General features: G+C 64.1%; 22 protein-coding genes and 1 riboswitch. Of the genes, 8 read left to right on the forward strand and 14 right to left on the reverse strand.

What is annotated here, in order from left to right; all coding sequences use genetic code 11:
* Positions 1–161: 161 nt before the first annotated feature.
* Positions 162–2,699: an ATP-dependent Clp protease ATP-binding subunit gene (locus ACFTWF_RS18880; RefSeq protein ID WP_185727254.1), complete on the forward strand. Its 2,538-nt coding sequence runs from the start codon at positions 162–164 to the stop codon at positions 2,697–2,699.
* A 64-nt stretch (positions 2,700–2,763) separates the two neighbouring features.
* Here ACFTWF_RS18880 and ACFTWF_RS18885 read toward each other — a convergent pair whose 3' ends face one another.
* On the reverse strand, positions 2,764–3,345 hold the full coding sequence (locus tag ACFTWF_RS18885; RefSeq protein ID WP_378462711.1) for a TIGR03086 family metal-binding protein: 582 nt from the start codon (positions 3,343–3,345) through the stop codon (positions 2,764–2,766).
* A 61-nt stretch (positions 3,346–3,406) separates the two neighbouring features.
* Here ACFTWF_RS18885 and ACFTWF_RS18890 point away from each other — a divergent pair, with 61 nt between their 5' ends.
* Both ACFTWF_RS18890 and ACFTWF_RS18895 read left to right on the forward strand, forming a co-directional pair.
* Positions 3,407–4,357: a helix-turn-helix transcriptional regulator gene (locus ACFTWF_RS18890; protein ID WP_378462712.1), complete on the forward strand. Its 951-nt coding sequence runs from the start codon at positions 3,407–3,409 to the stop codon at positions 4,355–4,357.
* 40 nt (positions 4,358–4,397) lie between these two features.
* Entirely contained in the window at positions 4,398–4,835 is a 438-nt protein-coding gene (locus tag ACFTWF_RS18895; RefSeq protein WP_005244949.1) for an OsmC family protein, read from the forward strand.
* Positions 4,836–4,845: 10 nt separating this feature from the next.
* Here ACFTWF_RS18895 and ACFTWF_RS18900 read toward each other — a convergent pair whose 3' ends face one another.
* The 5 genes from ACFTWF_RS18900 to ACFTWF_RS18920 are packed head-to-tail and all read right to left on the reverse strand — an operon-like array spanning position 4,846 to position 6,823.
* Positions 4,846–5,181 (reverse strand): ScnB, encoded by a 336-nt coding sequence (locus tag ACFTWF_RS18900; protein WP_378462713.1) that lies wholly within the window; start codon positions 5,179–5,181, stop codon positions 4,846–4,848.
* On the reverse strand, positions 5,178–5,867 hold the full coding sequence (gene scnC / locus ACFTWF_RS18905) for a thiocyanate hydrolase subunit gamma (RefSeq protein ID WP_378462714.1): 690 nt from the start codon (positions 5,865–5,867) through the stop codon (positions 5,178–5,180). Before scnC ends, ACFTWF_RS18900 begins: the two co-directional genes overlap by 4 nt.
* A complete protein-coding gene (locus tag ACFTWF_RS18910; RefSeq protein ID WP_378462715.1) occupies positions 5,864–6,166 on the reverse strand; it encodes an SH3-like domain-containing protein in 303 nt (100 codons plus the stop codon). The genes scnC and ACFTWF_RS18910 overlap by 4 nt, the downstream gene beginning before the upstream one ends.
* The gene (locus ACFTWF_RS18915; protein WP_378462716.1) at positions 6,163–6,606 is read right to left on the reverse strand and encodes a hypothetical protein; all 444 of its coding nucleotides are present in this window, start codon (positions 6,604–6,606) and stop codon (positions 6,163–6,165) included. The genes ACFTWF_RS18910 and ACFTWF_RS18915 overlap by 4 nt, the downstream gene beginning before the upstream one ends.
* Before the next feature lie 22 nt (positions 6,607–6,628).
* Positions 6,629–6,823 carry a CbtB domain-containing protein gene (locus ACFTWF_RS18920; RefSeq protein ID WP_012691521.1) on the reverse strand — a complete coding sequence of 65 codons (195 nt, stop codon included), beginning with the start codon at positions 6,821–6,823 and terminating at the stop codon, positions 6,629–6,631.
* 234 nt (positions 6,824–7,057) lie between these two features.
* Here ACFTWF_RS18920 and ACFTWF_RS18925 point away from each other — a divergent pair, with 234 nt between their 5' ends.
* Together ACFTWF_RS18925 and ACFTWF_RS18930 are read left to right on the forward strand one after the other, a co-directional pair.
* On the forward strand, positions 7,058–7,732 hold the full coding sequence (locus ACFTWF_RS18925; RefSeq protein ID WP_378462717.1) for a DsbA family oxidoreductase: 675 nt from the start codon (positions 7,058–7,060) through the stop codon (positions 7,730–7,732).
* A 122-nt stretch (positions 7,733–7,854) separates the two neighbouring features.
* Positions 7,855–8,796: a DUF5996 family protein gene (locus ACFTWF_RS18930; RefSeq protein WP_378462718.1), complete on the forward strand. Its 942-nt coding sequence runs from the start codon at positions 7,855–7,857 to the stop codon at positions 8,794–8,796.
* 8 nt (positions 8,797–8,804) lie between these two features.
* On the opposite strand, the gene ACFTWF_RS18935 is transcribed toward ACFTWF_RS18930, so the two are convergent.
* From ACFTWF_RS18935 to ACFTWF_RS18945, 3 genes are all read right to left on the reverse strand, one after another.
* Positions 8,805–9,599 carry a CbtA family protein gene (locus tag ACFTWF_RS18935; RefSeq protein ID WP_378462719.1) on the reverse strand — a complete coding sequence of 265 codons (795 nt, stop codon included), beginning with the start codon at positions 9,597–9,599 and terminating at the stop codon, positions 8,805–8,807.
* The gene (locus ACFTWF_RS18940; protein WP_005244930.1) at positions 9,590–9,784 is read right to left on the reverse strand and encodes a CbtB domain-containing protein; all 195 of its coding nucleotides are present in this window, start codon (positions 9,782–9,784) and stop codon (positions 9,590–9,592) included. Before ACFTWF_RS18940 ends, ACFTWF_RS18935 begins: the two co-directional genes overlap by 10 nt.
* Positions 9,785–9,806: 22 nt before the next feature.
* A riboswitch (cobalamin riboswitch) is annotated at positions 9,807–9,940 on the reverse strand.
* Positions 9,941–9,991: 51 nt separating this feature from the next.
* Positions 9,992–10,306: an antibiotic biosynthesis monooxygenase gene (locus tag ACFTWF_RS18945; protein ID WP_185727264.1), complete on the reverse strand. Its 315-nt coding sequence runs from the start codon at positions 10,304–10,306 to the stop codon at positions 9,992–9,994.
* A gap of 32 nt (positions 10,307–10,338) precedes the next feature.
* On the opposite strand from ACFTWF_RS18945, the gene ACFTWF_RS18950 reads away from it, so the two are divergent.
* From ACFTWF_RS18950 to ACFTWF_RS18960, 3 genes are all read left to right on the forward strand, one after another.
* Positions 10,339–11,094, forward strand: coding sequence for an alpha/beta fold hydrolase (locus tag ACFTWF_RS18950; protein ID WP_378462720.1), 756 nt, complete (start codon positions 10,339–10,341; stop codon positions 11,092–11,094).
* 148 nt (positions 11,095–11,242) lie between these two features.
* Positions 11,243–12,262, forward strand: coding sequence for a methyltransferase (locus ACFTWF_RS18955; protein WP_378462721.1), 1,020 nt, complete (start codon positions 11,243–11,245; stop codon positions 12,260–12,262).
* A gap of 55 nt (positions 12,263–12,317) precedes the next feature.
* Positions 12,318–13,511, forward strand: coding sequence for an ATP-grasp domain-containing protein (locus ACFTWF_RS18960; RefSeq protein WP_378462722.1), 1,194 nt, complete (start codon positions 12,318–12,320; stop codon positions 13,509–13,511).
* A 26-nt stretch (positions 13,512–13,537) separates the two neighbouring features.
* Here the strand turns inward: ACFTWF_RS18960 and ACFTWF_RS18965 are convergent, their stop codons facing one another.
* The 5 genes from ACFTWF_RS18965 to ACFTWF_RS18985 form a co-directional block, all read right to left on the reverse strand.
* Entirely contained in the window at positions 13,538–14,797 is a 1,260-nt protein-coding gene (locus ACFTWF_RS18965) for an acetyl-CoA carboxylase biotin carboxylase subunit family protein (RefSeq protein WP_378462723.1), read from the reverse strand.
* A 126-nt stretch (positions 14,798–14,923) separates the two neighbouring features.
* Positions 14,924–15,778 (reverse strand): aminotransferase class IV, encoded by an 855-nt coding sequence (locus ACFTWF_RS18970; protein ID WP_378462724.1) that lies wholly within the window; start codon positions 15,776–15,778, stop codon positions 14,924–14,926.
* Entirely contained in the window at positions 15,779–16,705 is a 927-nt protein-coding gene (locus ACFTWF_RS18975; RefSeq protein WP_378462725.1) for a hypothetical protein, read from the reverse strand.
* A complete protein-coding gene (locus tag ACFTWF_RS18980; protein WP_378462726.1) occupies positions 16,671–20,135 on the reverse strand; it encodes an ATP-binding cassette domain-containing protein in 3,465 nt (1,154 codons plus the stop codon). Before ACFTWF_RS18980 ends, ACFTWF_RS18975 begins: the two co-directional genes overlap by 35 nt.
* Positions 20,129–21,667, reverse strand: a complete 1,539-nt coding sequence (locus tag ACFTWF_RS18985) for a cupin domain-containing protein (RefSeq protein WP_378462727.1) — start codon at positions 21,665–21,667, stop codon at positions 20,129–20,131. Before ACFTWF_RS18985 ends, ACFTWF_RS18980 begins: the two co-directional genes overlap by 7 nt.
* Between the last annotated feature and the right edge of the window lie 20 nt (positions 21,668–21,687).

Raw genomic sequence — 21,687 nt, forward strand, 5'->3', positions numbered from 1 at the left:
AACTACAGTAATAGATGGGGTCGTGGAACCTTCGTCGGTTCGGGGCTTCTGCCCTCGGAGCAGGCGCTGGCGATCTGCTTGTAGTGCCGGAGCGAAACGCGGCGAACAGGGACGAGACACCCGGTCTCGTGACTGCACGTCGGAAAGTGTGAGGGAGAGCGATGTTCGAGAGGTTCACCGATCGCGCACGGCGCGTTGTTGTCCTGGCTCAAGAAGAAGCCAGGATGCTCAACCACAACTACATCGGTACGGAGCACATCCTGCTCGGCCTCATTCACGAGGGCGAAGGTGTCGCTGCCAAGTCGCTGGAGTCGTTGGGCATCTCCCTCGAAGGAGTGCGCAGCCAGGTCGAGGAGATCATCGGCCAGGGCCAGCAGGCCCCGTCCGGCCACATCCCCTTCACCCCGCGTGCCAAGAAAGTCCTGGAGCTCAGCCTGCGCGAGGCACTGCAGCTCGGACACAACTACATCGGCACGGAGCACATCCTGCTCGGCCTCATCCGTGAGGGTGAAGGCGTCGCGGCGCAGGTGCTGGTCAAGCTCGGCGCCGACCTCAACCGGGTGCGTCAGCAGGTCATCCAGCTGCTCTCCGGGTACCAGGGCAAGGAGCCGGCCGAGTCCGGCGGCACGCGCGGCGAGGCGGGCACCCCGTCCACGTCGCTGGTGCTCGACCAGTTCGGTCGCAACCTCACCCAGGCGGCCCTCGAGGGCAAACTCGACCCCGTCATCGGCCGCTCGAAGGAAATCGAGCGTGTCATGCAGGTGCTGTCGCGCCGTACCAAGAACAACCCTGTGCTGATCGGCGAGCCCGGTGTCGGTAAGACCGCCGTCGTGGAGGGTCTCGCTCAGGCCATCGTCAACGGCGAGGTCCCCGAGACGCTCAAGGACAAGCAGCTGTACACGCTCGACCTCGGGTCGCTCGTGGCCGGCAGCCGTTACCGCGGTGACTTCGAGGAACGCCTGAAGAAGGTCCTCAAGGAGATCAACACCCGCGGCGACATCATCCTGTTCATCGACGAGCTGCACACCCTCGTGGGTGCAGGCGCGGCCGAGGGCGCCATCGACGCGGCCTCGATCCTCAAGCCGAAGCTCGCCCGCGGTGAGCTGCAAACCATCGGTGCCACCACCCTCGACGAGTACCGCAAGTACATCGAGAAGGACGCCGCCCTCGAGCGCCGGTTCCAGCCGGTGCAGGTCGGCGAGCCGACGGTGGAGCACACCATCGAGATCCTCAAGGGTCTGCGCGACCGCTACGAGGCGCACCACCGCGTGTCCATCACGGACGGTGCTCTCGTCGCCGCGGCCACCCTCGCCGATCGCTACATCAACGACCGCTTCCTGCCGGACAAGGCCATCGACCTCATCGACGAGGCCGGAGCCCGGATGCGCATCCGCCGGATGACCGCACCGCCGGACCTCCGCGAGTTCGACGACAAGATCGCCGACGCCCGCCGCGAGAAGGAGTCCGCGATCGACGCGCAGGACTTCGAGAAGGCCGCGAACCTGCGCGACAAGGAGAAGACCCTCGTCGCTCAGCGCGCGGAGCGGGAGAAGCAATGGCGTTCCGGTGACCTGGATGTCATCGCCGAGGTCGACGACGAGCAGATCGCCGAGGTCCTGGGTAACTGGACCGGCATCCCCGTGTTCAAGCTCACCGAGGAGGAGACCACCCGTCTGCTCCGCATGGAGGAGGAGCTGCACAAGCGGATCATCGGTCAGGAAGACGCGGTCAAGGCTGTCGCCAAGGCCATCCGTCGTACCCGCGCAGGCCTGAAGGACCCGAAGCGTCCGTCCGGTTCGTTCATCTTCGCCGGCCCGTCCGGTGTCGGTAAGACGGAGCTGGCCAAGTCGCTCGCCAACTTCCTGTTCGGCGAGGACGACGCCCTCATCCAGATCGACATGGGCGAGTTCCACGACCGCTTCACGGCGTCGCGGCTGTTCGGTGCCCCTCCCGGCTACGTCGGCTACGAAGAGGGCGGGCAGCTCACCGAGAAGGTGCGCCGCAAGCCGTTCAGCGTGGTCCTGTTCGACGAGATCGAGAAGGCACACCAGGAGATCTACAACACGCTCCTGCAGGTGCTCGAAGACGGCCGTCTCACCGACGGTCAGGGCCGGACCGTGGACTTCAAGAACACGGTGCTCATCTTCACCTCGAACCTCGGCACCTCGGACATCTCCAAGGCTGTGGGTCTCGGCTTCACGTCCGGCAAGGGCGACGAGTCGAACTACGAGCGGATGAAGCTCAAGGTGCACGACGAGCTGAAGAAGCACTTCCGTCCCGAGTTCCTCAACCGCATCGACGACATCGTCGTGTTCCACCAGCTCACCACCGAGCAGATCGTGCAGATGGTGGACCTGATGGTCGCGCGCGTCGAGGTGGCCCTGAAGAACAAGGACATGACGATGGAGGTCAGCGAGAAGGCCAAGGCGCTGCTGGCCAAGCGTGGCTTCGATCCGGTCCTGGGTGCACGGCCGCTGCGTCGCACCATCCAGCGCGAGATCGAGGACCAGCTGTCGGAGAAGATCCTCTTCGGGGAGGTCGGACCCGGTCAGATCGTGTACGTCGACGTCGACAACTGGGACGGCGAAGGCGCGGGCGAGGACGCGAAGTTCACGTTCCGCGGAGAGACCAAGCCGGTCACGGTGCCCGACGAGGTTCCGGTCGACCTGGCGAAGTCGGGCGCAGCCGACTCGGAGTAAGACAGGCAGTAGACGAACGGGCCGCCGGTGGTTTTCCACCGGCGGCCCGTTCGTGTGTGCGGGGTCAGGCGCTCTTGCGCCCCGACCAGTTGGCGAGCCGCTCGGTGGGGCCCGCCGTCGGCTGCGGTTCGACGACCTCCGCGAACGGCACGTGCCCGCCCCGGGTTTCCGCGGGGATCGCGTGCCGGGCGACTTCGAGCATCGCTTCGGCCAGTTCCGGTCGGGTTTCGGAGGGTTGCCCGGTGGCGATCGCGAGGTCCCAGCCGTGCACCAGGGTCTCGTTGATGTATCCCCAGATCGCGGCGCGGCCGGGCACCGTGCCCCACGGTGCGGTCACCGTCGCGTCGAGGCGGTCGTCGCCGGTCCAGACGGGCCACATGCGGTGGGTGGCGGAACGGTACGCGTCGCCGTACCCGCCCGCGGGGATGTCGGTGACGATCAGCGGAACGGTGCCTGGGTCGCCGCCCTCGCCGATCACTCGGGCGCGTTCCACAGTCGCGACCAGGTGGCCGAGCAGGGTTCGGACGTCGAAGTCGGCGCACGGTGTCGACGCCGTCAGCTGGTCTTCGCGCACGGTGTCGATGAGGCCGGTGGTCCAGGCGAGGGCTTCGCGGTACAGGGGTCGGGGATCCGTCGTGTTTGTCATGAGCCAACTATCGCCGCAATACATGACATCTTCTGTCGTGTATTTCTGCGAGACTTTTCGCATGCGCGCCGACCGCCTGCTCTCGCTCGTCCTCCTGCTCCGCAACCGCGGGCGGATGTCCGCTTCGGCCCTGGCCCGCGAACTGGAGGTGTCACCCCGCACGGTGCTGCGGGACATCGACGCGCTGTCGACGGCGGGAATCCCGGTCTATGCGGAACGCGGCCGGGACGGCGGTTTCGAACTGCTCCCGGGATTCACCACCGACCTCACCGGTCTGACGGTGGACGAGGCGAAGGCACTCCTGGCGGCGGGTTCGGCGGTGACGTCGGAATCGCTGGGCATGGCGCCGGCGTTCGCGTCGGCGATGCGCAAGGTGGTGGCGGCGATGCCGGACGCGCACCGCGCGGCGGCGACGAAGGTGGCGGAGCGGGTGTTCGTCACCCAGGGCACGTGGCTGACCGACGCGCAACAGGCCGACGACCATCTGGGGCTGATCCAGCAGGCGGTGTTCGTGGGACGGCGGCTGAGCATCCTCTACGCGTCGCGGGGCGACGATGCCGCCTGGCGCGTCATCGACCCGCAGGGGCTGATCCACGCGGCGGGACGGTGGTACCTGGTGGCGACGGACGCCGGACGCGACCGGACCTATCGGCTCGAGCGGATCGAGGACGTTCGCGAACTCGACGAGCCCGCCCAGCGATCCGCCGACATCGACCTCGCCGCGATCTGGGAACGTCGGCGCGCGGCATTCCGGGCGCGGGGGACGCCGGTGCTCGCCGACATTCTCGTCCGCCGGGAGCGACGCGACGATCTGGTGGAGCGCGTCTTCGACGTCCGATCCGAGGGGCCGTTCGACGACGACCGGGTGCGCCTGGAAGTCGTGTTCGGCGACGACGCCCACGCGAGTGGGGTGCTGTGGTCGTTCGGTGAGGACGCGGAAGTGCTGGCACCGGACGATCTGCGGGCCGCCCTGCGTTCCCGGGCGCTGCGGATGTCCGCTCGGTACGAGTAGGTTCGACACGTACACCCGAAGAATCACGAGAGGATGTGGCATGCCGACACGTACCGCACGGACCGCTTGGAACGGATCGCTCGAACAGGGAAGCGGCCAGGTGGAACTCACCAGTTCCGGTGTCGCGACCTTCGACGTCTCGTTCCCGAAGCGGGCGGCCGAGGAGGCGGGTGGAACCACCAGCCCGGAGGAACTGATCGCGGCGGCGCATTCGTCCTGCTACGCGATGCAGCTGTCCGCACTCATCGCGGAGGCCGGCGGAACCCCGCAGAGCCTGGAGGTGAAGGCCGATGTCTCACTCGGACCGGACAACCCGGGTTTCAAGCTCACCGGCATCAAGCTGACGGTCCGCGGCGAGGTGGACGGTCTCGACGCCGACGGCTTCGCCAAGGCCGCCCAGGCCGCGAAGGAGTCGTGCCCGGTGAGCAAGGCGCTCACCGGTGTCGAGATCACGCTGGACGCGGCACTCGAATCCTGAGTGCAGCCGGCTACTGCCGGGTGAACCGTGCGCGCACTTCCTCCATCTTTGCCTGAAGTTCGTCCGGGCTGATGACGCCCTTGTCCATCAGCGCGTGAGCGGTGGCGACGACGGACCGGGAGCGGACGGGGAAGTCGCGGTAGACGGTTTCGCCCAACTGGTCCTCGGTGTGGCGCCTGTCGCGATTGTCCCAGGCGCCACGCCAGGACAGGCATTCCGCGGTGGCCTGCATGCTCGATTCCCACGGGTCGGGTTTGCGATCGAGGTCCGGCAGCGTCACGTCGTCGCGAGTTGTCTCCGGCGTCAACGTGTTCAGGATGACGTCGTAACCCTTGTCCGTCATCATCGTGCGGTTCCTCCGTTGTCCGAGGGTGGTGTGGTTGCCGTCCAGTCGACCTGCGGGACGGCGACGCCGATCATGGTGTCGCGGGTGACGATCGACGCGAGCTGTTCCTCGCTCCACCCGTCGGTGCCCTCCGGGCGCATCGGCATCACCATGAACCGCGATTTCTGATTCGAATCATGCACGCGCACTTCGACATCCGCCGGGAAGTGCAGGCCGAACTCCGCGATCACCTCGCGGGGCCAGCGCACCAGCCGGCGGCGATAGTTGGGCGTGCGGTACCAGTCCGGAGACATGCCGAGAACCGGGCGCGGGTAGCACGAACACAACGTGCAGACGATCACGTTGTGGACCTTCGGGGTGTTCTCCAGCACGTAGAAGTACGTGTAGTCGCTCGGCGTGCCCGACCCGGTGGGATCGCGCCAGTCGATCCCCACCTCCTTGCAGGTCTCGGTGCCGTCGGCCAGCAGTCGCTTCTTGAATTCCGGATCCACCCACGCCTTCGCGACCAATCGCGAACCACCCGACGGCCCCACCGATTCGGCCCATTCCGAGAAGCGGCGGTGATCCTCGCGGGAGAACAGGCCCTTGTCGATGGACAGTTCCCGGATGGCGGTCTCCAGGACCCCGAATTCGCTGATCTCCTCCGAGGCCTGGATCGGTGCGTGATCGTCGTGCGAATGCGTCATGTGTCCGCCTCTCCTGCCGGCTCGAGCCAGCGCTCGGAGCACTCGGTTTCCAAAGTGTCGATCTCGAATCCGGTGTAGCGGGGCCACAGGTCGGTCTGCTGGAAGCGGACGACGTAGAACGGTTCGGTCCGTCCGTCGTCCACCCGCCCCCACGCCTCGTCCTCGGGGATCACCCACTCCGGGCGGTGTTCGACGACGACGCCGGTGTGTCCGCGGATGAATGCCTGCGTACGGGTGTGAAACATCGACGTCGCGTTCTTGACGGTGACGCGGTCGCCGATCTCGAACTTCTTCGTCATGACCGGCCTCCCGCCGCTGTCCCGCCGGCGGTCCGGGCCCGCACCTCGTCGATCTTGGCGGAGAGTTCGTCCGGTGTGATCAGGCCCTTGTTGATGAGTGTCTTGGCTGCCACCGTGATCCACCGCGCGTAGTACGGCAATCCGAAGTAGAGCGTGGCACCCAGGTCGTTCTCGGCCCGGCGGCGCTCCTCGGAGTTCCACACGCCCCGCCAGCCGAGGCATTCGCACGTGACGTACGTGCTCATCTCCCAGTCCTCTTCGACCTTCTCCTCGTACTTGACGGGGAGGGCGGGCTGGCCGCCGACGTCGTGCAGGACGTGCCGCAACGCATCGAACGCGGAATTGGACAGGTAGTACGGCGAATCCATCTCTTCGTGATGGACGGGGCCGTACCCCGCCACCCTGTTCGCCTGTGCTTCGAAATCTGCTGGAGAGTTCATCGCGTGCTCCGTAGTGGTGCAACTAGTGACAGGGAACTCCCAGGAGATGGCGGCCGTCGTGCATCAATTCGTGCAGGTACATGCCGCTTCGGGAGATCGCGCCCTGGTCGAAGCCGACCAGGTAGAGGGTGAGCAGAGCGAGCAGGACGACTCCGACGGCAATCAGCACGACGGCGAGTGATTCGACGGACTTGCTCGGTGAAGAGACGTAAACCATGGCTACTCCTGGAGGAGTTCGGGTTCCGCACTTATCGGCCGCCCAGTGTCCGGGCATTGCGACGATCACCCTCACTCGGCGGCACGATCGATACGACGTTACTCGCGCCGTGTCGACACCCTCACCGTACCGTTCGGTCGAATTCTTTGTGCGTAAATGCAGCGCGGCGAACCAAGACACGCTCCCGCCGAACCAGCCGGAACAGAATACGGCACCGATCTGTTCCACAGGACTGTGACGACACAGCAGAACGCCGACGGCGACATCGAGATCGAAATCTGGTCCGACGTGGCCTGTCCCTGGTGCTACATCGGTAAGCATCGCTTCCTGTCGGCCCTCGCCGAGTTCGAGGGACGCGACCGCGTGACCGTGGTGTGGCGCTCGTACCAGTTGTCCCCGGACACCCCGGCAGGGCAGCGGCGCAGTGAACTCGACGCCCTCGTGGAGAGCAAGGGGATGCCGCCGGAACAGGTCCGGCAGATGTTCGGGCACGTTGCGCAGACGGCGGCCGACGAGGGCCTCCGTCTCGACTTCGATTCGGTGATCGCGGCCAACACGTTCGACGCGCACCGGCTGATCCATCTCGCGGGTGACAGGCGAGATGACGTGGTGGAAGCGCTGTTCCGCGCCCACTTTGCCGAAGGTGCCGTGATCGACGACCGCGAGACCCTCGTCGACATCGCGTCGCGGGCCGGGCTCGACGCCGATACCGTGCGCGCCGCGCTCGCGTCCGATGCCGCGGCGGACGCCGTCCGGGCCGATCTCGAGACGGCGCGTGCGCTGCAGGTGTCGGCGGTGCCGTTCTTCGTCGCCAACCGGCGCGTCGCGGTGTCCGGTGCACAGCCGAAGGACGTGTTCCTGCAGCTTCTGGTGCAGGCGAGCGCGGACGATCAGGTGCGCGCGACGTAGCGATTCGCGCAGGCCGAACCATGCAGCGCGGCGACCACCGCGACGAGATGCGTGACCCGGCCTCTTGCCAACACCCGGAACGGCGGGCAGATTGAAATGCACGTCGTCGGCAGGGAGGCACTGTGCACGAGCAGGCAGGAACCCGAGATGCATGGCCCGCTTTGAAGGTGGACGACTGGACGTCCACGAGGGAAACCCTGCACATGTGGACGCAGATCGTCGGGAAGATCCGGCTGGCTCACGCACCGTTGATCAATCACTGGTGGCAGGTGCCGCTGTACGTGAGCCCCCGTGGCCTGACCACGTCGACCATCCCGTACGGCACCGGCTGTTTCGACATCGAGTTCGACTTCTTCGACCAGCAACTGGTGATCCGCACGAGTGAGGGCGCCAGGGGGACGGTTGCACTCGAACCGAAGTCGGTGGCCGACTTCTACGCGGAGACGATGGACACGCTGGCCGAGCTGGACGTGACGACGACGATCCTGGCCCGGCCCAACGAGGTGGAGCCCGCGGTGCCGTTCGCGCAGGACACCCAGCACTGCTCGTACGACGGGGAGTCGGTGCGCCAGTTCTGGCGGCAGCTGGTGCAGGCCGACCGTGTCCTGCACGAGTTCCGCTCCCATTTCATCGGGAAGGTCAGCCCGGTGCACTTCTTCTGGGGCGCGCTGGACCTGGCCTGCACCCGGTTCTCGGGACGGACCGCGCCGACTCACCCCGGGGGAGCACCGAATTGCGGAGACTGGGTGATGGTGGAGGGCTACTCACACGAGCTGAGTAGCTGCGGGTTCTGGCCGGGCGGCGGCGCGGAAGGCGCGTTCTATGCGTACGCCTACCCGGAACCGGACGGCTTCGCCGACTATCCGGTGGGGCCGGACGGTGCCTTCTACAGCCCGGAGTTCCGGCAGTTCCTGCTGCCGTACGAGACCGTCCGGACCGCGGACGATCCCGATGCCGCCCTGCTGCAGTTCCTGCACGGCACGTACGACGCGGCCGCCGACCGGGGTGGCTGGGACCGGGCCGCCCTGGAGGCGGACCCGGCCCGATGGGACAACTCCCGCTGACGCCGAACTCAGACGGCGTTCGCCGCGGCGGGCGTCTTCGCCCGGCTGGCCCGCTCCGTGAGGAACGCGAAGCCCAAGCCGAGCACCAGCCACAGCGTCGCCTGGGTCGCGAGCGACGACAGGCGGAACTGCCACAGCAGCACTGCGGGGAAGTCGTCACCCACTTCGTTGACGGTGGGCAGCACGAGGTATCCGATGGTCACGACCACGAGGAAGGCGAGAACCGGTGCCGCGATCCGCACCGACAGGAACTCCTGCGCCACCACTGCCTTCGACGCGAACACCGAGGCCACCACCGCGAGCAGTCCCAGCACGACGGCGGCGAGCCACAGCCAGGTGCGCTGGTTGATCGTGTCCGGGTCCCCGACCGCCGGCGGGTTGGCGGGGTACTTGAAGAACGGCACCGCCTCGATGGCCAGCCACCCCAGCGTGGCCAGTGTCAGACCGAGTACCGGCCCCGACAACGTGGTCACCCGGCGCGCGTAGTGGGCGACGACGGCGAAGATCGCGCCGAGCGCGAGCCCCGCGAGGGAGGTGGCGAGAAACAGCCCGAAGCGCTGTCCGTTGCGACTGACCAGTGCATCTTCCTCGTCGTGGGAGTGCCCGGCCGGCTCGTCCGCCGCGGATGTGTCGTGCGTGTGCTCCGGGGCTTCCGCTGCGCTGTGCGACTCTTCGATCGCGATGGCCGCGTCGATGTGCGACTCACCGAGGACGAATGCGACGCCACCGGCCAGGATGCCTGCGATGAGGCCGGCGAGCAGACCGCGGATGAGGAGTTTCGTGAAGGAATCGGTCAGTGGCATGGCAGACCCAGGAGGTGGCGTCCGTCATGCATCAGTTCGTGCATGTACATGCCACTGCGCGAAATCGCGCCCTGGTCGAATCCCACGAGGTAGAGAGCGAGCATCGCGAACAGAACGATCGCGAAAGAGATCACGGCGAGACGGGTCGTGTCGACCGACGAGCCGGGTGCGTAGGCGAGTGCCATAGTTCCTCCTGGGATTTCGCGTCCCCTAGGTCCAGGCGATGGCCGCAGTATCTGGCTGTCGAGGTGGTTCCCGTGAAGGACTACTCCGATTTACAGTGGCGCGACCGCTCCGGGATTACACCGGATTCCTGCCGAACCATCGCATTGTCCTGCGAACTTTTGCACCCGGCGGGCCGTCGTGTCAATCCTTCCGCCCCGCCGCACCGCTCAGCTCTTGTTCGCCGCCGTGACGTCGAGAACGACCTCGAACTCCAGCAGCGACGCCCCGGACGCCACCGGCTTCTGCCGCTCACCGGCGTGCGCCTCCCTGGCCGGACCGTCGCGCCACGCCGCGAAAGCCTCTTCGCTCTCCCACTGCGTGACGACGAAGTAGCGGTTCTCGCCCTTCACCGGACGGAGGAGCTGGAAGCCGAGGAAGCCGGGAGAGTTCTCCACGGCGTGCGCGCGTCCCGCGAAGCGCTTCTCGAGTTCGGGGCCCGCGCCCTCGGGGATGTCGATTGCGTTGATCTTCACCACTGCCATGCGGGCGAGGTTACTCCGCTAGCGTCGGAGAGGTGGCGGGTGAGAGTGCGTTGCACGACGAGGGTGGAACGGGACAGCCGATTCTGCTGCTGCACGGGCTGATGGGCAGCGCCCGGACATGGGGGCGGCAGGTGCCGTGGCTCCGCGAGCACGGCCACGTCTTCACGTTCGACGCCGCCGGTCACGGACGTCCCACACCTCCGGAACTGACCACCGAAGCGTTCGTCGACGACCTCGCCGCCGCCCTCGCCCCCGTCACCGAGCCCTGGGTCGTGATCGGCCATTCGATGGGCGCTCTCCACGCCTGGTTCCTGGCGGCCGAATACCCGGAGAAGGTCGCGGCGCTGGTGCTCGAGGACATGGCACCCGACTTCCGTGGCCGCACCGCGGAGAACTGGGCGGCGATGATCTCGAACTGGCCGCAGCCGTTCGCGACACGGGAGGACCTGTTCGAGTTCTTCGGCCCGGTCGCCGGACAGTACTTCCTGGATTCGTTCGAGAAGCGCGCCGACGGGTGGTACCTGCACGGGGACGTCGACACGTTCCGCGACATCTCCGAGGAGTGGGGTGGCAGGCACTTCTGGGATCAGTGGGCGGCGGTCACGGTGCCGGCGCTCCTGATCGAGGGCGAGTTCACCATCACCCCCGACGGCCAGATGCGGGCCATGGCCGAGCAGCATCCCGGCGCCCGGTACGTCCGGATCGAGCAGGCCGGGCACCTCGTCCACGACGACCAGCCGGAGCAGTACCGGAAGGTGGTCGAGGAATTCCTGGACGGGCTCCGCTGAGAGCCGCAATTCCGTAGCCGGCTGCCGCGATGTCCCTGCGGGGTGAATGGTTGCCAGCCCCGGGGTGTCTATCGCCCGGCGCGGTGAAGCCTCACGCTGGTTGAAAGCCCGGGAGTCCGGGACCTCAACCGCTAATCGAAGGCGCGCAATGTATTTCGATTTCCGTGACAAGCCCGAACGTCTCTGTGTCAAAGAGATGGTTCACGGCTACAACATATCCTGCTGCCTATTCGTGGCCGTCGAGCTGGAGCTCGCCGATCTGCTGGCGGAGGGCCCGCTATCGCTTGTCGATCTCGCCCGACGAAGCGGAACTGATCCCGATGCGCTGAAGCGGATCCTCCGTCTGCTGATGAGCGCCGGGATCTTCTCGGTGGACGAGCAGGACAAGTACACACTCACGCCGCGAGCGGAGTTCTTGCGCAGGGATGACCCGGAATCGATCGCAAGCGAGGTGGAGCTCTTTGCCGGCGCAGAAACGTACCTGGCCTGGAGCGAGCTGCTCCATTCCGCGCGTACGGGACAGACGGGATTCGGCCAGTTCTTCGGCAAACCCCTCTTCGAGTACCTGGCCGATCACCCCGATTCCGCCCAGCGCTTCCATCTCGGCTGGCACGAGATCTCGATCCGCGCCGGTCTCGAGACCGCGGAAGCGGTCGATTTCACGGACAATCGGCACGTCATCGATGTCGGCGGCGGCTACGGCATCGTGACCGCCCAGCTGTTGCGCAAATACGGTCATCTGCGGGCCACGATCTACGACCTGGAGTTCTCGCTGGCCAGGACCGGTCACACGTTGCGGGAACATGGCGTCGACGAGCGCTGCGACATCGTGCCCGGCGACGGCCTGGAAGAGGTGCCCGGCGGGGGCGACGTCCACCTGCTCAAGAGCGTTTTGCACACGATGAACGACGACGACTCGGTGCGCATCCTAGCCAATTGCGCGAACGCGCTCGAGCCCGGCGGCCGGATCCTGGTCCTGGAGCGGGTGATCAGCGAGGACGGCGGATACGTCTGGGGAAACGTGGTAGACGTCGCCATGCTGGTCATGACGGGCGGCCGCGAGCGAACGATTCAGGACTACGCGCGCGTGTACGAGCGCGCCGGCCTCGAACTCACCGGCAGTACGCTCCTGCCCTGCGGCTTCAGCGTAATCGAGGGCGGGAAGTGAGACCGGCGCGCGAGCCCGTGCATCCCTCGAGTGGACGTCGAGGAGCTGGGTCGGCATGGCTCACATATTGATCGTCGGCGGACATGACGAGACCTTCCGGATGATCGAGGATCTACCGGTCGAGCTGTCTGTTTTTCAGAATTCCGAATCGGTCACCGCGCGGCAGACGAGGCGCGCCCACCGGCTGTGCGTATTCGACTACCGCAACCAGACCGAGGCGCTCTGCATGGCGCGGGCGCTGCACGAAGTCCAACCCGTCGATGCCGTCGTGTCATTCACCGAGCACGGCCTCATGCCGGCCGCCGTGATCAAAGAGGCTCTAGGCATCAAGGGCAACACGCTGGAAGCCGTCCGGTTGACCCGCGACAAGATCGCCATGCGCGAGCACATGGCCGGCCGTGATTTCGGAGCTGTGCTGACCCGAAGCTGCCATTCAGCCTCCGAGGTACGGAGCTTTCTTCGCGCAGTGGGCGGCCCGATTGTCGTCAAGCCGGCCGCAGGCTCCGGCAGTTCCGGCGTCTTTCGCGTCTCGAGCCTCGACCAGGTCGAATCCGCATTCGCCCGATCTCGCGGCGAGTACCCCGGGCCGACCCTCGTCGAAGAGTTCATCGACGGCCCCGAATACAGCGTCGAATCCTTCAGCACGGATGGCCGGCACGACATCATCGCGGTGACCCACAAGACCACGACCGGCCCGCCACGGTATATCGAAACCGGTCATCTGATGCCGGCCGTGATCGCAGCATCGGCCCTTGCCGAGATCCGCGGTCTCGTGACCGATTTCCTCAATTCGATCGGTCATTCCTTCGGGCCCGCCCATACCGAAGTGCGTTTCGGCCCGTTCGGTCCCCGGATCATCGAGGGCAATACCCGCCCGGGCGGCGACTTCATTTGGGAGCTGGTGCTCCGTGCGATGGGTCGCGACCTGGTCCGGGAGTCGATCTGTCATCTTGCCGGACTGCCGCCGCAGTCGCGAACACCCGGGCGCGGAGCGGGCTGCGTCGCATTCTTCGCCTACGAGAATGTGGTGATCGAACGCGTGCAGGGCATCGAGGCCGCGCGTCGGGCCGAGGGGGTAATCCGGTTGCAGTGTTCTCTCGAACCGGGGCAACACCTCGGTCCGCTCCGATCCTCCGCGGATCGACAGGGCGTCATCGTCGCGGTCGGCACCGATCTCGGGGACGCCGAGCGCCGGCTGGCCGACGCGCAGGCTCAGATTCGGGTAGACACGAGCCCACTCCCGCGCTGACAGGGCAGATCCAACGCACTGCCCGATCAGCAGGAGGTGGGGCGGCGCGTGGACTGCTCGATCGGCATCACACGCACGGTCGTCAAAATTTCGCGAATGAGTGCTGTCACTTCAGAGCTCGACCGACCGGTGACGATGCCGCTGACTGGTAATTCGAAATCGAAATAGCTCACGGTCTCCGGAAGCGGAGCGTCTGCATCCAGCTCCTTCCATCGAACAACATCCGGGTGGGTTCGAAATCTTTCTCCACCCCGTATCGCGCAGTGCCGCGACCGAAGCAGGTGACCGGGGAACATGAAGTCCCCGTAGACCTTGCTACTCGCCGTCCGCTCGAACCACCGGCTCAACGGATTCATTTCGAGAGGTGACCAATCGAGGTTGCACGCCAAACTGGCCGCGACCAGGTCGATGCCCGTGGCAAGCCGGAACGTCTCCTTGATATGTCCGCCGCCCGGGCGGGCGCCGACCTCCAGGAACACCATTCCCTCTGCGGTCTCGATCATTTCGAGATGAAATGGGCCATTGTCGATGCCCACGGCCCGGAGGTACTCGACCGCTGTCGTGCAGCGCCCACCGTCGTCGTCGACTTGAATCGATCCCTGCGGAACTCCCTGGGCGAACTCGAGGCAAGTGCCCAGATATCTGCTGGCGACGATCGCCACCGGCGCACCGGCAAGCATCACGCCATCGAAGTGGAAGATCGGCCCCTCCACATATTCTTCGAGCTGGAAGCGCTCCGGATCCCAGTCCTCCAGGCCTGGCGGGTTATCGAGAATCGCCGTGCCCGCGTCAGCGTAGGTCGCGAAAACGAAAACATCCTTGCTGGCGGTTCCATCGAGTGGTTTGAGCACCGTCTTCCCGGCCCACGGAGCGGCATCGGCGGACGAAGCGGTGAGTGCCTCGTCGCAGCGAACAAATTTGGGCACGCGAAGTCCGCATCCTGCGACCGCGGCTTTCATCGCTACCTTGTCGTTCACGATGTGGACCTGCTCCGGTGATATTCCTTCTACTCCGAGACTCCGTCTTATCTGCGCTGCGTCCATCATCTCGTATTGGGAGACGCTGATGACCCTGTCGAAGGAATCGCCGGGGGAGAACAGGGTGCGAACCTCCTCCGCCAGGCCTGCTCGACCCGGCCGTTCGACCGTTTTGCAGGGAAGGTCCGGCGGCACGGTCGCAAGTTGCGCGCTGGTGCCCACGTAGACGACATCGTGAACTTCATGATCGATGACACGATGGTATTCGATGAAGGAGTAGGGAACGCGGTGGAGGATCAACAGTTTCATTCAGATGACTCCGCTGGATGGAATACCGATCGGCGTAATGGACTTTCGCTCTCCAGTAGTATCCCGAGGCGACGGGCGTGGAGCCAGTAACCCTTGGGGGGACAGATCGCCCACCTCTCGTGGTCGTTATCGAATGGCGGACCGGCCGCGGGTCACGTGCCGATACTCGGTTGCAATCGCATCGACCAATGCGGACTTCGCATACCGGATCTCGTCGATGCCGGCAACCCCCATGATTTCGATCGCAGTGCCACACAGAAATGCGGCGTCGAACGACCCGATCTCGTTGTAGGCGATATCGCGTTCCGTTACCGAGAGATTCAGTCGCGGGCACAGCTCATCGATGATCACCCGTCGGGTGATTCCGTCGAGCGCTAATTCGGCAGTGGGCGTGAACAATGCGTCTCCCTTGGCGAAGAACACGTTCGAGCCGCTCGACTCGCAAACAACGTCGGCTGTCGAGAGAAACAGCACATCGTCGTAGCCGGCAGCCCGTCGGTGGTGGCTCAAGAAGCTCAACGCGTAGGTCGACGACGTTTTCGCCTGATACGGGTGACACGAGGCGGGTGCACGCCGCCACGTCGCCGTCGAGAGCCGATACCGCTCCGCGGTCGAGTTCGACGGAAACGGCAGGGCGAACAGGACCACCTTGCTGGAAGAGCCCTGCGCCTTGAAGCTCACATCCGTGTCGTCGTAGAAGACCAAACACTTTATGTACGCATCGGCCAGATCGTTGGCCCGCACCAATTCGCGGCAGGCATCGGCCAAGTCCGCATTCGAATAGTGCAAGGTGTGCCCGAACAACTCGGCGGACCGGCGCAACCTGGCTACGTGGTCGTCACATTTGAAGATGCTTCCGCCGTACGTGCGGATACCGTCGAATACCGATGTGGCATACGATAACCCATGAGTGGCGGGTGACAGGCTCACCTCGTCGAATCGGACGAATTTTCCATCTGCCCAAACTGTTTCGCTGATCATCTAGTCTCCATGTCGCGATCTCGCGTATTCCTGCATCGCCTGTGTACGCCTCGTGTTGACCGGAATCAGCCAGTTGTCCAGATCGACGATGTGAATTGCACCCACCCGGCCCTTGGCGTCGATGGCGCCTCGACCGAGGCAGATGTCCGTGAAACCCAGCCGATCCGCGAAATGATACATCTGGTAGTAGTCGGCGATATACAGATTCAACCCGCGCGGAATTCGGTCATGGTCCAGTCCCCGAACGAGCTTGGTGAACACGCCACGCTGATCGTCGGCGTAGCTCAGTGATCCGGCCAATGGAGTACTCGAAGACTTGTCGTAGTCCAGCTTCACGAAGTATTTCTCACCTTCGGGCGAGCGTGCCAGCATCTGTAGTACATCGCTCGTGTATAGGTTCCTCGCGTGTCCGTATTTGGCCACATTCAATGCCTGAAGGCCGGCGAAATCGCGCAGGACTCGATCGTCCTGCGCCAATTCCGAGAGACGGTGTATCTCGGTTGTGCACGCCGCCTCAGCCTTCCTCGTGAGCCTGACGATCGATTTGTATTGACTGGCTCCTACCGCTGTTCGCAGGGCGAGGTCCACGCTTCGCGAAGACCGGAAGAATGCCGCCTGCATGAATGGAACGGCAATGACGTCGGCGCGCCGACAGCGATCGTTTCTGCGAACGGAAGGGACCAGCAACCAGTCGGCCGTTGATGCCAGACTCGACAATTCCGCCAGTGTCCGATCGTCGGGCTCGTCGCACACGGGCATGTAGAAGTATCCGGGTGCGACGTACGCTCGCTCGTGATGCAGGGCGTCATCGTTGCTCACGCCGTCATGAAGCACCGCGTTCCAGTGCGCGATGTTCCTCAGCGGAAGTTCTGGCCGTGGAACGTCGTGACTGTTACAGAACGCATTGCGTTGGGGTAGCCATTCCATGGTCTTCCTCCTTTCCATTCCGGTTCCGATCGGCTGTCGTGGGCGGCCGGCCAGAATTCTCGACGAGACGCCGCTCACCGTTGAAGTGGAAGACCCGATTGGCAAGTGTGGCCAGCTCGGGATTGTGCGTGATGATGAAGAAAAGCGTGTCCGGCAGCGCGGAGATCAAGGTCCGCAATAGCGAGAGTTCTGCTCCTGCACTCAACTCGGAAGTCGCTTCGTCGAGAATGGCGATCGCTGGGCGATTGATCACAAGGTCGAGGAGCGCCAGCCGCTGCAGTTCCGTCTTGCTCAGACTCAACTGGCCGGTGGCGGGGACGGGCTCGTCGAATCCGGAGCGTAGTCGCCTGACGACGTCTGACACGTCGAGATAATCGACCGCGCAAGCTAATTCGAGCGGCGGCGGGCTGTTGAAGTGTTCGATCAGTCGTCCCGGCTTGAAGATCGGACTCGACGTCAGTAGCAGGATGTCCTCGGCGTGGGAATTCGAGACGTATCCCGTCGTTCGGCCCAATGTCGAGACGGCGCCTGTTGTCGGCTGCAGACTGCCGACGACCAACTTCGCAAATGTCGACTTCCCGACCCCGCTCGGGCCCATGACGACCACGACGTCTCGGCTGGCGAACGACTCCGAAAACTCCTCCAGCAGCACCGCCCCGGTGCGCGGCGCGACGTACGCGACCTCCGACAGCGACACGAGCGGTGCGTCTTCGGCTGCTGAGCCGGTCCAGCACGGCGTCGGTTCGATCAAAGGCATGTGCAGACGATCCGCGCTGTCGAGAACCTGCCTGAGGTCTACCAGGCAGCGGCCCGCTCGGGCGAAAACAGCGATGAGGCTGTACGAGAGACTGAGCGCGAGAACACTGGTGAGGCCGGGTCCGCCGCCGACATGGACAAACACGGTCGAACCGATGACGACAGACAGGAAGAGGACCCCCATCAAATCGAGCTTGTAGTTGAACCAGCGGCGCGCGCCCGCATTGTCCATCGAAGCGAAGGCACGATTCATCAAACTCTTGTTCAGCCAATTTACGAGGGCCGAGTTGTCGCGTGCCAAGTCGAATCGAGCTGAGCTCCAGGTAATGGCCTCGACCCGCTCCAACACTGTCGACGTCGTACCGATCTCTTTGTCGTTGAACTCCTGCAGTCGCCTACCCGACCGCTTCGAACTGTGCCAGTAGGCGAAGCACATCGCAGCGAGGGGCAACAGGACGAAAATGTTCTTGCTCAATACGAACCCCGCGGTCGTGAGCAGTAGCGTGGCCGCACCCAGCGTATTCAGAAGTACTTCTGGCAGAACTTCGTCGATACGTCGTTGATCCCAAGTCAGTTTGCCTTGATAGTCCTGATAGTCCTGATAGTTCGGATAGTCCTGATCGGCCTCGTCGAAGGCCGACCTGGAGGGCTTTGGACTCGTGACTGCCGTGAAGTATCTCAGACACTTCACGGATGCCGCCATGATGCTGCGCTTGACTATGAGCAGAGAGGTGAACATCGACAGCAGTGCCCCAGCCGACAGTGCAGCGATGAGGGCTATCGCTGCCGTCCGCGCATTCGTCGTCGAAATTCCGCTGGCAGCGATGTAATCACCGACAATCGTCAGAACGTCGCGGCACGCAAACAGGACGCATGCGACAACCGCGACCTTCGCGACGCCCAGGTTGATCAGACTGCGGCGTGACGAGTTCGCGAATTCCGGTCGGTCCATGGCCTGGGGACGGCGCGACCGATCCTCTCGAGCGAGCCGATTTTTGCCGTCGTGAACAGTGTTCGCCGCCCGTGGTGCGAGGTTTCGTATCACCTCCACTACCTCGCCCCCGGCCACCACCCAAATCTCGTCTGCGGCATCTATTTCATCGGGCTTGTCCGTTGCGTAAATGACCGTGGTGTCGCGCCATGGCCCGCGCAGAAGCGAGGCCAACAGCCCACTCGCCAGGTCGTCGTCCAGCCCTGCCGTGGGCTGATCCAGGTACACGAACGTCGGTTCGGCCAATATTGCCCGCGCCAGTTCGAGGCGCTTTCCCTGTCCACGGGACACGTCCCAGCTCTCGGTCCGGTCGCGTGACTTGCTCGAGAGGTAGTCGTCGTAGAAGGTTTCGGGAAGTCGGGACAGATTCAAGGCTCGACGGGCCTCGTCGTCCGCGAATTCGCTTCGATAGAGACACATATTCTCGTAGAGTCCGCCAGGGAATATCCACGGTTCATCCGGTACGAAGAATGTTTTGTTGCTCACTTGACTGCTGCGGCGTGCACCGATTTTCAGAACGGATGTCTTGCCACTGCCTGCCCCTCCGACCACGGCGATGTGCTTCGCCGTGGTTTCCGGTAGGGGCGTTGCCGCGGCGTCGGTGTCCAGTGGGTGGGGACTGGATAAATACTTCGCGACGTTGGTGTGCCCGACGATGCCCTGGGAAAGGCTCTGAACAATGAAGGGAATATTGTTGGCGACGGATTTCAAACCTCCCACCAGCGCCATTGCGGACAACAGGCCCGCTGGATCGACGTACCCGACGTGGGCCAGCTGGGTGAATACCGCGGCAAGCATGGCAACGATCGGGGTGAGCGTCGATATGAGATTGATCCGCGCGACAAGACGCGCCGCTTTCAGGAGCGCGCGCTCCTCACCGTCTCGCTTGTCGGCATAGCGCCGAAAAAGTTCGTCGTTCCAGTTCTTGAGCCACGCGAGTAGGCGATTGTTCATTGAGAACAGGCCGACTTCGATGCGATCTGCCGCCGTCGCCGATAGTGCAGCATGCGCGGCATTCAATTGTTTGGCGTTCCAGTAGATCACCCCGGAACTCATGAGAATCACCGACAGAGCCGACAGGGCACTCAGCCCCAGCGCCACGAAGAAGTACGCGGAGGTGAAGGAGATGGTTGCCAGTGCCAGAATGATGAATATCATTCCTGACCAGGCGTTTTCGACGCGTGATGCCTCCCGGTCCAGCATTGTGACAAGGTCGACTGGTTGGTCGGAAGGGGAAACGCTGCGTTTCTTGTGCAGCAGCCTTTGCTCGATGTACGTCCGGGCTCCGATGCCTACCACGTCGGCTTGCATGAAGGTGTGATTCAACGCAAGCCACGCCAAGTACGTCAATACGATGCAGGTGATACCGAGCGTGAGGTTCGTCGTGAGCGCTGAACCGCCTGCGACGAGGTGCTGGATCAGCGATTTCAGCGTGAGCGCAGCACCGAAGGCGCATCCTGCATTGATCGCGATGGCCACGAGCCCGAGCATGATGTCACGACGGAGCCCGCCGAAGACGGATCTGCTGAGTCGCTCGCCTCGGGGCGCGTTCACGCTGTCCCGTTGCGCCGCATCACACCACCGCTGCCACCTGGCAAGATGCGAGGCGTTGGGCGACGGGTCGAGCCGAGTTCGAGGTTTGGGAGCCTCGAACCAGACCATTCTCCTGAGGACGCTCAGCATGTGGAGTACGTGGGGACCGCCGTGTCGGCCAGGGCGATCGACGCGATTCTGTCGCACAATTGGGTGATCATCTTCCATCCTTCGGCGAGTGCTTCGCGGAGTTCCCGGATCTCGGCCGGCGTTGCTCGATCGAGCAGATCCATACCCATGCTCACGTGCTCGCCGTCGTCGTCTCCGTGTTCTTGGAAGTGCGGGATTGCCGGAAACGCGCGCGCCGCTTCCCGGTGCCAGATTTCGCCACTACCTTCCAGCACCACATGCATCAGCAGAGTGCGCACCATGTCGCTCCGGTAGAGCATTTGATGCCTGAACCACTCCATTGTCGATACGAACGTCGCATCGGTGACCGGTGCGTGCGCTGATCCCCGTTGGTTGCGCAGGTTGTCGTTATGGCCCAGTTCCTCGACCAGATGGTCGAGCGCTACCTGCTTGTGCGCCGCATCGGTGGTCATCGCGACTCGCAGGTGCAGCAGGTCCTGAAACACGTCCGACCAGGTTTGCTGGCAGTCGAGCAGCCGTTCCCGAACCCGTGGGTCGTCGAAGGAGGGGTCGTCGATCAGCCGCAACAGGTTGCTGGTTCCGAATTGCTGCAGGTAATTCTCGTTGTCTGCCAGGAGCACAGCCGCCCGATTCGGTACCTCGCTTGCAAACACCGCGTTCGGCTTCTCGGCGTCCTCGTAGAGGGCCTTGCCGTTGAACTGGATCGAGAGCGCCCAGAATCCGTCCCGGGTTCCTTCGAAGCCGTGCCAGGAGTCGCCGGGTACGAGGATCATGTCTCCCGCGACGACCTCCTGCTCTGCATCCCCCATCGTTCGTCCGGAACCTTCGCAGATCAGGATCAGGCTGGATTCGGGGTGCTTGTGCACCGCCAGCACCTCACCGCACTCCAACCGGACCCAGCTGATCGCCAGATTGCTGGAAGTGGGAATGAATTGCGCCAACCGAGGGTGCCGGCTGAATATCTTGACGACACCCAGGTCGTGTCTGTTCCCGCCGACAACCGCTTCGTTGATCGTCTCGAGTGCGTTTCTGGCGATTATCTGCATAGATTTCTTCCTTCTGTGAGGCACGTGCGAATAGCTGCTATCGACCTGGCTCGAGCACTGGTGTCGTTCCCAATCCTGGGCACGTGTGTGCCGGATGGACAGACACCCCAGGGGTGAAATCGTCACCCCCAGTAGAAGGGTGCCGGGAAAGCTCCCTAGGGTGTCTATCCGAATTCGCCGCGCGCCGTCGAAGATTGCTGAACACCGCAGTACGGATGAAAGGCGAGTTTCGCATTGATTTCCGAAACGATGCTCGAAGCCGAGGAGAAATTCGTTCGTTCCGGCGTGATCGGCGTCGGGGGCACGTGTCTTCAGGCTGCTGACGCGACGACCGATGAATTGTCCGGCCACAATATCGAGAGTGCGCTCAGGCAATGGGATTCGGGGTGCTCGGAGTTTCCCCATGCGGCTGTCGCGGACCATTACCGGACAGTCGGGCGTAACGGGGTCCGGCCCCACCTGGTGGCCATGCTGCGAAACTTCCACGGCAACAACCGTGCGAATCA

The sequence above is a fragment of the Rhodococcus sp. NPDC056960 genome (assembly GCF_042674125.1).
Lineage (GTDB): Bacteria > Actinomycetota > Actinomycetes > Mycobacteriales > Mycobacteriaceae > Rhodococcus_F.